12 protein-coding genes are annotated in these 14,304 nt (G+C 61.2%); 5 read left to right on the forward strand and 7 right to left on the reverse strand.

Going from position 1 to position 14,304, the window contains the following annotated elements; genetic code table 11:
- Positions 1-10: 10 nt before the first annotated feature.
- The 4 genes from nadD to AADW57_RS06555 are packed head-to-tail and all read right to left on the reverse strand — an operon-like array spanning position 11 to position 3,599.
- Positions 11-610: a nicotinate (nicotinamide) nucleotide adenylyltransferase gene (nadD, locus tag AADW57_RS06540; protein WP_341669240.1), complete on the reverse strand. Its 600-nt coding sequence runs from the start codon at positions 608-610 to the stop codon at positions 11-13.
- Positions 601-1,506: an oxygen-dependent coproporphyrinogen oxidase gene (gene hemF / locus AADW57_RS06545; RefSeq protein WP_341669241.1), complete on the reverse strand. Its 906-nt coding sequence runs from the start codon at positions 1,504-1,506 to the stop codon at positions 601-603. Before hemF ends, nadD begins: the two co-directional genes overlap by 10 nt.
- 21 nt (positions 1,507-1,527) lie before the next feature.
- On the reverse strand, positions 1,528-2,817 hold the full coding sequence (gene purD, locus AADW57_RS06550; protein WP_341669242.1) for a phosphoribosylamine--glycine ligase: 1,290 nt from the start codon (positions 2,815-2,817) through the stop codon (positions 1,528-1,530).
- Positions 2,818-2,870: 53 nt separating this feature from the next.
- Positions 2,871-3,599: a YebC/PmpR family DNA-binding transcriptional regulator gene (locus AADW57_RS06555; protein ID WP_341669243.1), complete on the reverse strand. Its 729-nt coding sequence runs from the start codon at positions 3,597-3,599 to the stop codon at positions 2,871-2,873.
- Positions 3,600-3,737: 138 nt separating this feature from the next.
- Here AADW57_RS06555 and AADW57_RS06560 point away from each other — a divergent pair, with 138 nt between their 5' ends.
- From AADW57_RS06560 to AADW57_RS06570, 3 genes are all read left to right on the forward strand, one after another.
- On the forward strand, positions 3,738-5,246 hold the full coding sequence (locus tag AADW57_RS06560) for a helicase HerA-like domain-containing protein (RefSeq protein WP_341669244.1): 1,509 nt from the start codon (positions 3,738-3,740) through the stop codon (positions 5,244-5,246).
- Positions 5,246-6,184: a 2-hydroxyacid dehydrogenase gene (locus AADW57_RS06565; RefSeq protein WP_341669245.1), complete on the forward strand. Its 939-nt coding sequence runs from the start codon at positions 5,246-5,248 to the stop codon at positions 6,182-6,184. Before AADW57_RS06560 ends, AADW57_RS06565 begins: the two co-directional genes overlap by 1 nt.
- Positions 6,185-6,269: 85 nt before the next feature.
- The gene (locus AADW57_RS06570) at positions 6,270-7,340 is read left to right on the forward strand and encodes a tartrate dehydrogenase (protein ID WP_341669246.1); all 1,071 of its coding nucleotides are present in this window, start codon (positions 6,270-6,272) and stop codon (positions 7,338-7,340) included.
- On the opposite strand, the gene AADW57_RS06575 is transcribed toward AADW57_RS06570, so the two are convergent.
- The gene (locus AADW57_RS06575) at positions 7,341-8,204 is read right to left on the reverse strand and encodes a DMT family transporter (RefSeq protein WP_341669247.1); all 864 of its coding nucleotides are present in this window, start codon (positions 8,202-8,204) and stop codon (positions 7,341-7,343) included.
- A gap of 158 nt (positions 8,205-8,362) precedes the next feature.
- Between AADW57_RS06575 and AADW57_RS06580 the strand changes: the two genes are divergently transcribed.
- The gene (locus AADW57_RS06580; RefSeq protein WP_341669248.1) at positions 8,363-9,349 is read left to right on the forward strand and encodes a quinone oxidoreductase family protein; all 987 of its coding nucleotides are present in this window, start codon (positions 8,363-8,365) and stop codon (positions 9,347-9,349) included.
- Positions 9,350-9,786: 437 nt separating this feature from the next.
- On the opposite strand, the gene AADW57_RS06585 is transcribed toward AADW57_RS06580, so the two are convergent.
- Positions 9,787-10,848: a class 1 fructose-bisphosphatase gene (locus AADW57_RS06585; protein WP_341669249.1), complete on the reverse strand. Its 1,062-nt coding sequence runs from the start codon at positions 10,846-10,848 to the stop codon at positions 9,787-9,789.
- Complete coding sequence (gene pepN, locus AADW57_RS06590) at positions 10,811-13,489, reverse strand: aminopeptidase N (protein ID WP_341669250.1); 2,679 nt, start codon at positions 13,487-13,489, stop codon at positions 10,811-10,813. Before pepN ends, AADW57_RS06585 begins: the two co-directional genes overlap by 38 nt.
- Before the next feature lie 161 nt (positions 13,490-13,650).
- On the opposite strand from pepN, the gene AADW57_RS06595 reads away from it, so the two are divergent.
- Positions 13,651-14,298 (forward strand): DUF4136 domain-containing protein, encoded by a 648-nt coding sequence (locus AADW57_RS06595; protein ID WP_341669251.1) that lies wholly within the window; start codon positions 13,651-13,653, stop codon positions 14,296-14,298.
- Positions 14,299-14,304 lie beyond the last annotated feature (6 nt).

Here is a 14,304-nt window from a genome sequence, read left to right on the forward strand (position 1 = left end):
GGCAGGCCTGTCAGTGGGAAAGATAGAGTCTGTTTTTGCGGATGTAGTCGGCTACCTGAGGGGGAAGCAGGCCATCGATGTTGTCGCCACGCTGCACACGTTCGCGTATATCCGTGGCGGAAATATCCTGGGGAGGAAAATTGATCAGGTGCAGGTCGCGACCGTGCTGCTTGAGCAGAGCGGCCAGCGGCTCGGGGGTTTGCAATTGCGCGCCGGGGCGTTGGGCGACGGCCAGTTCTACCTGCGCGACAATATCCTGCCAGCAATGCCAGCTGCAGAAGTTGAGCAACTGGTCGCTGCCCAGTATCCAGTAATAGCGGGCACCTGCGGGTAGGGCGCGCAGGGTTTCGATGGTGTAGGTCGGCCCGCCGCGGCGTATTTCTTCCGGATTGACGCTGAGCGCCGGATAGGGGCGCACGGCCAGGGATGTCATGGCCAGCCTGTCCTGGGCGCTGGCACCCAGGGCGGGCCGTTGCCAGGGCTGAGCGGCCGGGATCAACTGGACTTCGTCCAACTGTAATTGTTCGCGTGCCGCCAGCGCCAGTTCCAGATGCGCTTTATGTATAGGGTCAAAGCTGCCGCCCAGCAGCCCGATACGGGCTAGATCCATTCGCGGGGAACCAGGTACTGCGCCAAAGCGGCTTCCGGCGTATGGGGTTCGGGCGACCAGTTGTAGCGCCACTGGGCCTGGGGCGGCATGGACAGCAAGATGGATTCGGTGCGCCCGCCCGATTGCAGGCCGAACAGGGTGCCGCGGTCAAATACCAGATTGAACTCTACATAGCGGCCACGTCGGATGGCCTGGAATTGTCGTTGCGCCTCGGTGTAGGGCCGGTCCATGCGCGCCCGGACGATGGGTGCGTAGGCCTGCGTGAAGCAGTCGCCTACCGAGCGTGTCAGGGCAAAGCTGGCCTCGAAGCCCGGTTCGTTCAGGTCGTCAAAGAAGATGCCGCCGATGCCGCGTGTCTCGTTACGATGCTTCAGGTAGAAGTATTCGTCGCACCAGCGCTTGTAGCGCGGATAGTAGTCCGAGCCGTGCGGGGCCAGGGCATCGTGGCAGACCTGGTGGAAATGCCGTGCGTCGTCCTCGACCAGATAGTAGGGGGTCAGATCCAGGCCGCCACCGAACCAGAACACGTCTTTCTGACCATGCTCTTGTGCTTGCGCGACGAACATGCGCACGTTCATGTGCGTGGTCGGCACGAAGGGGTTGCGAGGGTGGATGACCAGCGACACGCCCATGGCCTCCCAGGGCCGGCCTGCCAGCTCGGGGCGGTGGGCGCTGGCCGATGGGGGCAGGGTATGGCCTTTGACGTGGCTGAACAGCACGGCCGCGCGCTCGAACACGGGGCCGTTTTCCAGAAAGCGCGACAAACCGCCGCCGCCTTCCTGGCGCTGCCACTGGTCTGCCTCGAAACGCGAGCCGTCCAGCTCTTGCAGCGTGTCCACGATGTGGTTTTGTAGCTGACGAAAGTAGGCCTGGACGGAATCAACGGGTAAAGACATGGAAAGACCTTGCTGCAAGTATCAGGATTCGCCGGCGGGCAGGGCGCGCCAACCGATGTCGGTGCGGAACTGCTTGCCATCGAAGTGCGTTTGGGAAATGGCCTGGTAGGCCGCTTCTTGGGCGCGGCGGATCGAATCGGCCAATGCGGTGACGCACAGCACCCGTCCGCCCGTGGTGACGATAGTGTCGCCGTCCAGGCGCGTGCCGGCGTGGAAGGTGACGCAGGTGTCGGTATCCGGCGCGAACTGGACGATGGGATCGCCTGTGCGCGGCGTGTCGGGATAGTGGGCTGCCGCCAGCACCACGCCGATGGCGGTGCGCCGGTCCCAATCAATGGTGGCCTCGTCCAGTTTACCGGCCAGGGCCAGCTCGAATGTTTCGGTCAGGTCGCTTTTGATGCGCATCATGATGGGCTGGGTTTCCGGGTCGCCCATGCGGCAGTTGTATTCCAACACCTTGATGGGGCGGGTGGCGTCCGGTCCTTCGCCTATCATGACGCCTGCATACAGGAAACCGCTGTAGGGCAACCCTTCTTTGGCCATGCCTTGCATGGTCGGCAGGATGACTTCGCGCATGATGCGGTTGTGCAGCGTGGGGCTGACGATAGGCGCGGGTGAATAAGCCCCCATGCCGCCAGTGTTGGGGCCCTGGTCGCCATCTTTCAGGCGCTTGTGATCCTGGCTGGTGGCCATGGGCAGCACGTTCTTGCCGTCGCACATGACGATGAAGCTGGCTTCCTCGCCGGTCAGGCATTCTTCCACGACCACGCGCGCGCCGGCCGCGCCGAAGCGCCCGTCCCCCAGAATGCTGTCGATGGCATCAAGCGCTTCTTCCAGCGTGGTGGCTACGATCACGCCCTTGCCGGCTGCCAGACCGTCGGCCTTGACCACGATGGGCGCGCCTTGCTGGCGTATGTAGTCCTTGGCGGCATCCGGATCGGTAAAGGTCTGGTAGGCCGCCGTGGGGATTTTGTGGCGGACCATGAAGGCCTTGGCGTAATCCTTGGAGCTTTCCAGTTGGGCGGCTGCCTGGGTGGGGCCGAATATCTTCAGACCGGCGGCACGAAAGGCATCCACGATGCCGGCGGCCAGGGGCGCTTCCGGGCCCACGACTGTAAAGGCGATTTTTTCCTGCTGCACGAAGGCGATCAGTTCCTGGATATCGGTGATGTCCAGATTCTTGATGCGTTCGGCGCGCGCCGTGCCGCCATTGCCCGGGGCGACGTATACCAACTGCACGCGGGGGGACTGGGCCAGGCGCCAGGCCAAGGCGTGTTCACGGCCGCCGTTGCCGACAACAAGTAGCTTCATAGTGATGAATTCGGGCTGGGCCCGCAAAGAAGAGTTTTTGGAAATCAATAGGGTCAGGCTTCGTCCATGACGGCGGTGGTGTAGACCTCCTGGACATCGTCCAGGCCTTCCAGCGCATCCAGCAGTTTTTGCATCTTGGCTGCATCGTCGCCGGACAGCTCGGTTTCGTTCAGGGCTTTCATGACGATGCCTTCGACTTCAGGTGCCAGCGCGGCGGCTTCGAAGGCGGCCTTGACGGCGGGATAGTCCGAGGGCGGGCACAGCACTTCGATCAGGCCTTCGTCGTCGGTCAGCACATCGTCGGCACCGGCTTCCAGGGCGATCTCCATGACGGTGTCCTCGGAGGTGCCTGGCGCGAACAGGAACTGGCCGCAATGGCGGAACTGGAACACCACCGAGCCGTCCAGGCCCAGGTTGCCGCCGTTCTTGGTGAAGGCATGGCGTACGTCCGAGACTGTACGCTGACGGTTATCGGTCATGCAGTCCACAATGACGGCGGCACCGTTGATGCCGTAGCCTTCATAGCGGATTTCTTCATAGTTGGCATCGTCTGCGCCGCCCGATCCACGCTGGATCGCGCGCATGATGTTGTCTTTGGGCATGTTCGCGGCCGTCGCCTTGTCCCAGGCCATGCGCAGGCGTGGGTTGGCATCGGGATCGGCACCGCCGGCACGCGCGGCCACGGTGATTTCACGAATGATCTTGGTCCAGAGCTTGCCGCGCTTGGCGTCCTGCCGTCCTTTGCGGTGCTGGATATTTGCCCATTTACTATGTCCGGCCATAAGGTATTACCAATTCAGTAGTCTACATTCAAGAAAAGTGAAGTTATTTTAACCCGACTGGGACCGAAGGCCCGAGCCCCGGCGAAAGTCGCTAGAATTTAGCCATTTGGCATTCTATCCGGAAGGTAACAAACGATCATGGCCGATCCCATTTTGCTTGCCCAGCACGGCGACACGCCTGTGTATCTGCTGCCCGCCCTGGCTAACCGCCACGGCTGTATCACGGGTGCCACAGGGACGGGCAAAACCGTCACCCTGCAGGTGCTGGCCGAAGCTTTCTCGCGCCAAGGCACGCCGGTTTTCATGGCCGATGCCAAGGGCGACCTGAGCGGTGTTTCCCAGGCCGCCCAGCCTAATCCCAAACTGCAGGAGCGTTTGCAGAAACTGCATTTGCCCGAACCGCTCTGGGGCGGCAATCCGGTGGCTTTCTGGGATATTTTCGGCCAACAGGGACATCCGGTACGTGCCACGGTTTCGGACATGGGCCCCTTGCTGCTGGGCCGCATGCTGGAGTTGAACGATACCCAGGAAGGCATACTGAATATTGTGTTTCGGGTCGCGGACGACGAAGGCCAACTGGTGCTGGACCTGAAGGATCTGCGCGCGATGTTGCAGAACGTGGCCGATCGCGCCACAGAACTGCGCGCGCAATATGGCAATGTGTCGGCTGCCAGTGTGGGGGCCATCCAGCGCGCCTTGCTGCGCCTGGAAACCGAAGGGGCGGACCGTTTCTTTGGCGAGCCGGCCTTGGATGTCATGGACTGGATACGCACCGACGCATCGGGGCGGGGCATGATCAATGTGCTGGCGGCCGACAAGTTGATGCAATCGCCGCGTTTGTACGCCGTGTTTTTATTGTGGATGCTGGCCGATCTGTACGAGCGTTTGCCCGAAGTGGGCGACCTGGACAAGCCGCGCCTGGTGTTCTTTTTTGACGAAGCCCATCTACTGTTCACGGGCGCGCCCAAGGCCTTGCTGGAGAAAGTCGAACAAGTGGTGCGCCTGATCCGCTCCAAGGGCGTAGGAATTTATTTCGTTACCCAGAACCCTCTGGATATCCCCGACACCGTGCTGGGTCAGTTGGGCAACCGCGTGCAGCACGCTTTGCGTGCCTTTACCCCGCGCGATCAGAAAGCCGTGCGCACGGCGGCCCAGACGATGCGCCCCAATCCGGGCTTGGATATCGAGGCGGCCATCACCGAACTGGGGGTGGGCGAAGCCCTGGTGTCCATGCTGGATGACAAAGGGCGTCCCAGCCCGACCGAGCGTGCGTGGCTGGTGGCACCCGGCAGCCGCATCGGTCCGGCCACGGATGCCGAGCGTCAGGCCGTGCGCCAGGCTTCCTTGTTGGGGCTGAAGTACGACCAGGGCGTGGATCGTGAATCGGCCTACGAAGTGCTGGCCAAGCGGGTGAACAGCGCGCCGGCGGCTGCTGCGCCGGGCGGCGGTAATGGCGCGGGTGCCGCGCCTGCCGCCTCGGATGACGGCTTGATGGGAGCTGTGAACGATTTTCTTTTTGGTTCCACCGGCCCGCGCGGAGGCAAAAAAGATGGCTTGGTGCAAAGCATGGTCAAGACCGAGGCCAAGCGCGCGGCCACGAAACTGCTGCGTGGCGTGCTGGGTTCTTTGCTGGGAGGCAAGCGTTGATGTTGAATGGACAGCCCCACCTGATCGTGGCCACGCCGCGCGAATCCGAAACACAGCGCTGGGCACAGCACTTCCGTGATGCCTATCCCGATTGGCGCGTGGACCTGTTTCAGCCTGGGCAAGCCGCAACGGGCGCGCAGTATGCCGTGGTCTGGCAACCCGATCCGCTGCTGTTCAGCCAGGAGCCCTCTGTGCGAGCCGTGTTCAATCTGGGTGCCGGCGTGGATGCGATGGCGGCGTCGATTCCATCGGATATGCCTTTGTACCGGCTCGAGGACGCGGGCATGGCCGAGCAGATGGCCGAGTACGCTTTGTATGGCGTGCTGCAGGCCACGGGCCGTTTTCGCCCCTACGAAGAGCAGGCGCGGGAGGGACGCTGGAAGGCGCATCGTCCTGTCGATCGCAAACAATGGCCGGTGGCCGTGCTGGGTCTGGGTGTGATCGGTCGTAAGGTGGCGGATGTCATTGCCAGCCTGGGTTATCCGGTGCATGGCTGGTCGCGTACCTTGCACCAAGCTGATTTTCCCACCTATGCCGGCCAGGCCGGTCTGCATGACTGTCTGGCCGCTAGCCGCATTCTGGTCAATGCCTTGCCCTTGACGGCGCAGACCCGCGGGCTGATCAACGAAGATACCTTGTCCCGCTTGCAGCCGGGAGCCTATCTGATCAATCTGGCGCGCGGTGCCCATATTGTCGATCAAGATGTGCTCGATGCCCTGGACAGCGGCCAGTTGTCCGGAGCGTTGCTGGACGTGTTCACGCAGGAGCCTTTGCCGGCCGATCATCCCTACTGGGGCCATCCCGGCGTCATGGTCACCCCGCACATATCCGGCATTACGCTGCGCGAGCAGGCCTTGGAGCAGATCGGTTCGCGCATCGCCTTGCTGCATCAGGGCCAGCCGGCCGAAGGGCGGGTCGATGTCCGCCTGGGATATTGAACGCTATTTTTTGTCTGTCCGGCGCCGGCTGTGATGCCGGCGCTTTTTTTACGATAACGACATTGAAAAACCACAAGGAGATGGAATGAGCGCAGTACATCGCATTGCCGTGATTGCCGGGGACGGGATAGGCAAGGAAGTCATGCCGGAAGGCTTGCGGGTCATGGAGGTGGCCGCGCGTCGCCACGGTATCCGCTTTGATTGGAAGCAGCTGGATTGGAGTTCCGACTATTATCAGCAACACGGTCGCATGATGCCCCAGGATTGGAAAGCACAATTATCGGATGTGGAGGCCATTTACTTCGGTGCGATGGGCTGGCCGGACCTGGTGCCCGATCATGTGTCGCTGTGGGAGTCCTTGTTCAAGTTCCGTCGCGAGTTCGATCAGTACATTAATCTGCGGCCGGTGCGCTTGATGCCGGGCGTGCGCTCTCCACTGGCGGGCCGCGAACCGGGCGATATCGATTTTTTTATCGTGCGCGAAAATACCGAAGGCGAGTATTCCAATAGCGGCGGCATTCTGTTCGAGGGTACAGAGCGCGAGGTCGTCATTCAGGAAAGCGTCTTTACCCGCACAGGCACGGACCGAGTGCTGAAGTTTGCCTTCGAGCTGGCCCGCAAGCGCGGCAAGCATGTCACCAGCGCCACCAAGTCCAACGGCATTTCCATATCTATGCCTTGGTGGAATGCGCGTCTGGCTGAAATGGGCACGCAGTACCCGGACGTTAAATGGGACAAATATCACATCGATATCTTGTGCGCGCACTTTGTGCAGCACCCGGACTGGTTCGATGTGGTCGTGGCTTCTAACTTGTTTGGCGATATTTTGTCGGATCTGGGCCCGGCATGCACTGGCACCATCGGTATTGCTCCCTCGGCCAATCTGAATCCGGAGCGGCGCTTTCCATCTTTGTTTGAACCTGTGCACGGCTCGGCTCCGGATATTTACGGCAAGGGGATTGCCAATCCGGTCGGGCAGATCTGGAGCGGTGCCTTGATGCTGGACTTTTTAGGCTATCCCCAGGCGGCGGCTGAGGTCGTGCAGGCCATCGAGCAGGTTTTGTCGCAAGGGCCGCGTACGCCGGACCTGGGCGGTCAGGCCAGCACCAGCCAGGTCGGTCAGGCAGTGGCCCAAGCCCTGCAGGCTATGGCTTGATCAAGTGCTTTGCTTGGGCGGGCGCAGCCCCGCCCAGGTAATGGCTCCGATCATGATGGCACCGCCGATCAAGGCGCGTGTGCTGGGGTACTGTGCGAACAGCACGGCGGCAAAGACAATGGCGTACACGGGTTCCAGCGCGATCACGATGCCGGCGCTGCGCGCGTTCAGCACGGTCAGTGCCGATACCAGCAGGTAATGCGACAAGGCTGTGCAAAAGACGCCCAGCAGCGCAATCCAGAACCAGTCCAGCAGCGCGGGCTGACCCAGAAAGGGCAGGGCAAAAGGCCAGCACATCAGGGCTACGAACAGGTTTTCCCACCACGCTACTTGCTGGGCGGGCAGATGCTTGGCGGCGCGCCGGTTGATGATGGTGAACATGGCGAAGGTAAAGCCCGATGCCACCGCCCAGGCCAGACCTATCGTGGACTGATCTTGGAAGTCAAAAGACGGGGTGACCAGGAGCAGTCCGAAGGTGACCAGTGCCAGAATGATCCATTCCCTGGCCGTGACGCGTTCGCGCAGCACCCCCCATTCGCACAGGGTAATGAAGGCGGGGAAGCTGGCAAAGCCCAGGGTGGCAATGGCCACGCCGCCCACTTTTACCGCCACAAAGAAGGTCGCCCAGTGTATGGACAGCATGACCGCCGCCGCCAGCAGTGTGCCGTAGTCGCGTCGGCCCATGCCCTGGCGCAGGCGTCGACCTTGGGAGCGCACGCTGATGAACAAGGCCAGCACGGCGAAGCTGGCCCGCCCGGCCGTGATCAACATGGCTCCGGCCTGTATCAGTTCGCCGAAGATGCCGGTCAATCCGAAAAGAAGGGCTGCCAGGTGAATGGAAACCAGGGCGCGCTGCTGGGTCATGGGGGACAGTCCGACAAAAAGAGAATCAAAGTAGGCTATTCTGGTGTTTTTGGCCAGGAGCGGCGCTAGGCGAAACGCGGATGCGGCGCTATGGCATGTACGCACTGCGCCATTCTAACGAACTTGTCGCGCGCAGCCGTCATCGAAGGAGTAAAACCGTGAGTCAGAAGGTCAAGGCGATACGCATAGAGCACAACGGCGGACCGGAAGTATTGCAGTGGGCAATGGTGGACTTGCCGGCACCTCAGGAAAATGAGGTCACCATTCGGCAAAAGGCCGTGGGTCTGAATTTTATCGATATTTACTACCGTAATGGTCTTTACAGCGCCCCCTTGCCGCACGGTTTGGGGTTCGAGGCGGCCGGCGTGGTAGAGGCGGTCGGGGCCGCGGTCACGCACCTGAAGGTGGGCGACCGAGTGGCGTATGGGCAAAGCCCGCTGGGCGCGTATGCGCAGGCCCGCAATGTGCCTGCGGACCGGGTGGTGCGCATTCCCGATGCCGTGTCTTTCGAGCAGGCGGCAGCCCTGATGCTCAAGGGCTTGACCTGCTGGTATTTGCTGCGCCAGACCTACCGCGTACACGAGGGCCAGACGATCTTGTTCCATGCGGCGGCTGGTGGCGTGGGCTTGTACGCCTGCCAATGGGCGCGGGCCCTGGGCGTGAAGCTGATCGGCACGGCGTCCAGTCCCGAAAAGGCGGCCCTGGCCAAAGAGCACGGCGCGTGGGAAGTGATCGATTATTCCCGTGAAGACGTGGTGCAGCGCGTGCTGGAACTGACCGGCGGCCAGAAAGTGCCGGTAGTGTACGACGGTGTGGGTAAGGACACCTGGGAGCGTTCCCTGGATTGCCTGCAGCCGCGCGGCTTGCTGGTCAGTTTCGGCAATGCGTCGGGGCCGGTTACCGGAGTTAATCTGGGCACCTTGGCGGCCAAGGGGTCTTTGTACGTGACGCGGCCTGTTCTGGGTGCTTATGTGCCTACGCAGCAGGCGATGCAAGAGGCCGCCGACGAATTGTTCGGCATGGTCGTGCAGGGCAAGATCAAGGTGCTGATCGGCCAGCGCTTCCCCTTGGAACAGGTGGGACAGGCGCACGAAGCCCTGGCTGCCCGTCGCACCATAGGCTCTACGGTGCTGACGCTGGACTGATACGTTGGGCAGTGTACGAGGATATCGCGCTGTTTGGGCTAAGCAGAAAGAAACCTGGGTTCTCGCCAGGCCGGCCACAGCGGGCCGGCTTGGCTGGGTCCTTCGCCCGCGCTGCGCGCGGGTTCCCTGGTCAGGATACTGGGGCGGGCGGGGCGTGAACTCGCAGGGTGATTCGTCCACCGGACGAATCACAAGCGTCCTGCTCGAACAGCACGCCCCTTGTCTCCCGCCCTGGCATCCCGCCTGCGGCGAAGGCCCTGACTCGCCCACCGGCCCGCTGTGGCCGGCCTGGCAAGAACAGCACCGGTCTGCTTGACCCAAACGGCCCGCCCAATACACAGGAATCCTCTCAATTTCTCGAAGAAGCAAAAAAAATGCCAGTCAGTGCCTGACTGACTGGCATTGCGCCCAAGAACGACTCTTTTACTGAGTCTGCATTAGCCTTGTTCGTGATACTGGCGGATGCGTTCGACTTCGTTGCGCGAACCCAGGATGACACCGATGCGCTGGTGCAGTTCGGTCGGCTGCACGTCCAGGATGCGCTGGCTGCCGTCTATGGACAGGCCGCCGGCCTGCTCGACCAGAAAGCTCATGGGGTTGGCTTCGTACATCAGGCGCAGCTTGCCCTTGCGGCCCGATTCACGTGCATCGCGCGGGTACATGAACACGCCGCCGCGGGTCAGGATGCGGTGTACATCCGCCACCATCGAAGCGATCCAGCGCATATTGTAGTTTTTGCCCAGCGGGCCTTGTGCGCCGGCCAGGCAGTCGTCGATGTAGCGCTTGACCGGAGCTTCCCAGTGGCGCATGTTGGACATATTGATGGCGAATTCGGCGGTGTCTTCGGGAATGGTGACGCGCTCGGTGGTCAGCACCCAGGACCCCATTTCCTTGTCCAGCGTAAAGGCGGCCACGCCGTCGCCCACGGACAGCACCAGCATGGTCTGGGGGCCGTAAATGGCATAGCCTGCGGCGACTTGGCGCACGCCCGGTTGCAGGAAATCTTGTTCCTGGATCAGGCGGCTGCGCGCTTCTTCAGGTACGCTCAGCACCGAAAAAATCGTGCCGATCGAGACATTCACATCGATATTGGACGAACCGTCCAGGGGATCGAACAAAAGCAGGTTCTCGCCTTTGGGGTAATAGTCGGGAATCCGGTGCAGGGTGTCCATTTCTTCGGAAGCCATGGCCGCCAGATTACCGCCCCATTCGTTGGCTTCCAGCAGGATTTCGTTGGACAGCACGTCCAGTTTCTTTTGTACTTCGCCTTGCACGTTTTCGGTACCAAGACTGCCCAGGACGCCGCCCAGGGCACCTTTGCTGACGGCATGACCGATGGCCTTGCAGGCGCGTGCCACGGTTTCCAGCAAAAGGCGGACATCGGCGGTGACGGTCTGCTTTTGGCGTTGCTGCTCGACCAGATACTGAGTGAGGTTTTTCTTCAAGAGAGACTCCGGGTAATCAAAGAGTAAGTGCCTTGTGTACGATTTCGGCCACATTGCCCGACAGGCCGGGTTCGGCCTGAATGCGTTCGAGCGCCTGTTTCAGGCCCGCGCGCGCGGCCGGCTCGAAACGGGCCCAGTTATCGAAGACACGGGCCAAGCGGGCAGATATTTCGGGATTGAGCTTGTCCAGCGCAATAACCTGTTCGGCCCAGAACTCGTAGCCTTCGGGGCAGTGCACGCCGTGTAGATTATTGATGCAGAACTGAAAGATCAACGAGCGGGCGCGGTTGGGATTGCGCAGCGAGAAAGCCGGATGCAGCATCAGGGCGCGGACTTGGTCCACCGCTGTGCCGGGCGCGGTCGCCTGCAGGGTAAACCAGCGATCCAGCACCAGCGGATTGTGTTGCCAGCGCTGGAAAAAATCCTCCAGTCCGTCCAGCCTGTCCTGTTCCGAACCGTAGTTGACCAGTTGGCTGAGCGCGCCCATGCGGTCGGTCATATTGCTGGCTTTGTCATATTGGTTACGGGCCAGTTGAGCGCCTGCGCTGACGCCTGCGGCCATCAGGTAGGCCAGCGCCAGATTGCGCAGCGAACGTGTGCCGGCCTGCAGGGCGTCCGGGCTGTAGTCAGGGTGTTCCAGGCTCAGGAACTGGTACAGCTCTTGCCAATAAGGAGTCAGGGCCAGCCCCAGTTCCCGTTGCAATTGACGGCGAACCTGCACAATGGCGCGCGGCGTCATGGGCTGGGTTTGCTCCAGCAGCTCGCGTTCGCTGGGCAGAGCCAGGATGCGGGCTTTGTAGGCCGGACTCAGGGCCGGGTCTTGCAGCAGCGCACGCCAGGTCTGTACCAGGGTTGCCGTCTGGCTGGGCGACGGCGTGCGTCCGGCTGCACGCGCCAGAATCAGTCGGGTGGCCAGCAACTGGGCGGCTTCCCAGCGGGCAAAGGGGTCGGGGTCGTGGCCGGCCAGCAGCGCCAGTTCGGCGTCTGGGCGATAGTATTCCACGCGCACCGGAGCGGAGAAATTGCGCAGTAAAGACAGCACAGGCGGCTGGGGTATATGTGCAAAGGTCCAGCTCTGTTCTTGCTGGGTGAAGTCCAGCACCAGGGTGTCGGCGCTGTTTCCGTCCAGGTGTAGCGTCAGGGGGCGGCCTTCTTGATCCAGCATGCCCAGGGCAAAAGGGATATGCAAAGGCGGCTTGGCGACGGATTTGGATTCGATGCCGGCAGGCGGATTGCTTTGCGTCAGCGTAAGCGTGCAGGTCTGGGCGTCAGGGTCGTGCTGGAGATGGACATGCACGCGTGGCGTGCCTGCCTGTTCGTACCAGCGGCGGAATTGGCTCAGGTCGCGGCCCGGGTGGCGAACGCGATAGACGCTGTCCATGGCGTCCACGAAATCGTCGCAGGTGACGGCCTGGCCATCGTGACGGCGGAAATATTCACGCATGCCGGCCTGAAAGCCTTCTTCGCCCAGTAAAGTGTGCTGCATGCGTATGACTTCGGCCCCTTTTTCGTAAATGGTGGCCGTATAGAAGTTGCTGATTTCCTGATAGCTCTCGGGGCGAATGGGGTGGGCCATCGGGCCGGCATCTTCGGGAAATTGAGCGGCCCGCAGCACGCTGACATCGTCGATGCGTTTGACGGCCCGCGCGCTGGCGGCTTGAGCACCGTCCAGCCCTTGGGCCAGCATGTCGCCGGAGAACTCCTGGTCGCGAAAGACCGTCAGCCCCTCTTTCAGGGATAACTGGAACCAGTCGCGGCAGGTGACTCGGTTGCCGGTCCAGTTATGAAAGTATTCGTGGCCGATCACCGCTTCCACGGCGCGGAACGAAGCATCGGTGGTACTTTGCGCATCGGCCAGCACATAGGCGGAATTGAAAATATTCAGCCCTTTGTTTTCCATGGCCCCCATATTGAAGTCGCGCGCCGCGACAATCATGAAGCGGTCCAGATCCAGCGCCAGTCCGAAGCGTTGCTCGTCCCAACGCACAGAGTTCTCCAGGCATTGCATGGCCCATTCGGTTTTATCGCCATCGCCACGGTCGCAATAGACCTGCAGCAGGGCAGGACGGCCGTCGGCCTTGGTGATTTCGCGTTCGCGCAGATCGAATTGGCCGGCCACCAGGGCAAACAGATACGAGGGCTTGGGGAATGGGTCTTGCCAGATGGCCTGCTGGCGGCCGTCCGGCAAGGTTTCGCTACTTAGCAGATTGCCGTTGGACAGCAAAGTGGGGTAGGCGGTCGGATCGGCCCGCAGCACGACTTCGTAGCGCGCCATGACATCCGGGCGGTCGGGGAAAAAGGTGATGCGCCGAAAGCCCTGGGCTTCGCATTGCGTAAACAGATGCTGGCCCGAGACGTACAGCCCCATCAGGGAGGTATTGTCCAGTGGGCGGCAACGGCTAAGCAGGCTGACCTCGACCTGCGCACGCTGCGGGTGCAGGGTCAGGCCCTGGGCGGTCAACTGATAGTCCTGGGGGGACAGTGCCTGGCCGTCCAGGCAGACTTCGATCAGTTCGATGTCCTCGCCATCCAGTACCAGCGCGGCCGCCTCGCCGTTCAGGCTGCTGGCGCGAAACTGCAGACGCACATGCGTCTGTTCGGCTGCCAGGTCAAATTCCAGTCGTACGTGATCAATCCGGTACGGGTAAGGCTGGTAATCCTGGCGAGAGATCGTGGCTTGGGTATCTGTGCGCATGGAGTCCGACAATCAAAGAAATAGATGTGCCTATTGTAATGTTGTTTGACGGGCGGGGCGGCAGGCCGGGGCAGCGGTACACTAAATAGATGCGCTGCGCTTTATGTCGGTATGGGCAATGCAGGGCGGCAGGAACAGGATATTTTTCAAGGGCGAATGCCATGACTATTTTTTCAGCAATATTTTCTGTGCGTACGGCTCGTTTGGCGGCCTTGAGTCTGGTGATGTTGGCGACGGGATGCGCAGCGCCCAGCTGGTCGGCGAAACTGACTCGTTACCAACAATGGCCGGATCAGACACAGGGGGAAACCTACCATTTAGCATCCAGTCCGGCCCAGAGCAGTAATCTGGAATATCAGTCTTTTGCCGATTCGGTGCGCGCCGCGATTGGTGTGACCGGTCTGGTCGAGGCTAAAGATGGCGCTGCGGCGCGTTTTGTGGTGGAAATCGATTACGGCAATCCGCAGGAGCAGACCTGGGTGCCCCAATATGCGGACAGTTTCTATGGCCCCATGGGTTGGGGCATGGGGCGCGGTTACTACGCGCCCAATGACGGCTTAGCGGGTGGTTTCTTTTATTCCCCGCCGGTTGTTAATGTGCCGGTCACGATCTATCGAAATTATCTGAGCGTGGTAATTAAAGATAAACGCAAGCAGCAGGCCGAGGTCTATCGCGCTACGGCAGTCAGTTATAGTCAGTCGGACAATCTGGCGGTGCAGATGCCTTATTTGTCCCAGGCCATATTTGATCATTTTCCTGGCAATAATGGCCAAGTGATCGATATTGAGTATTCCTTGCCTAAACCTTGATGGATC

Source organism: Alcaligenes sp. SDU_A2, from assembly GCF_038237375.1.
In the GTDB taxonomy this organism is placed as follows: domain Bacteria; phylum Pseudomonadota; class Gammaproteobacteria; order Burkholderiales; family Burkholderiaceae_B; genus Alcaligenes.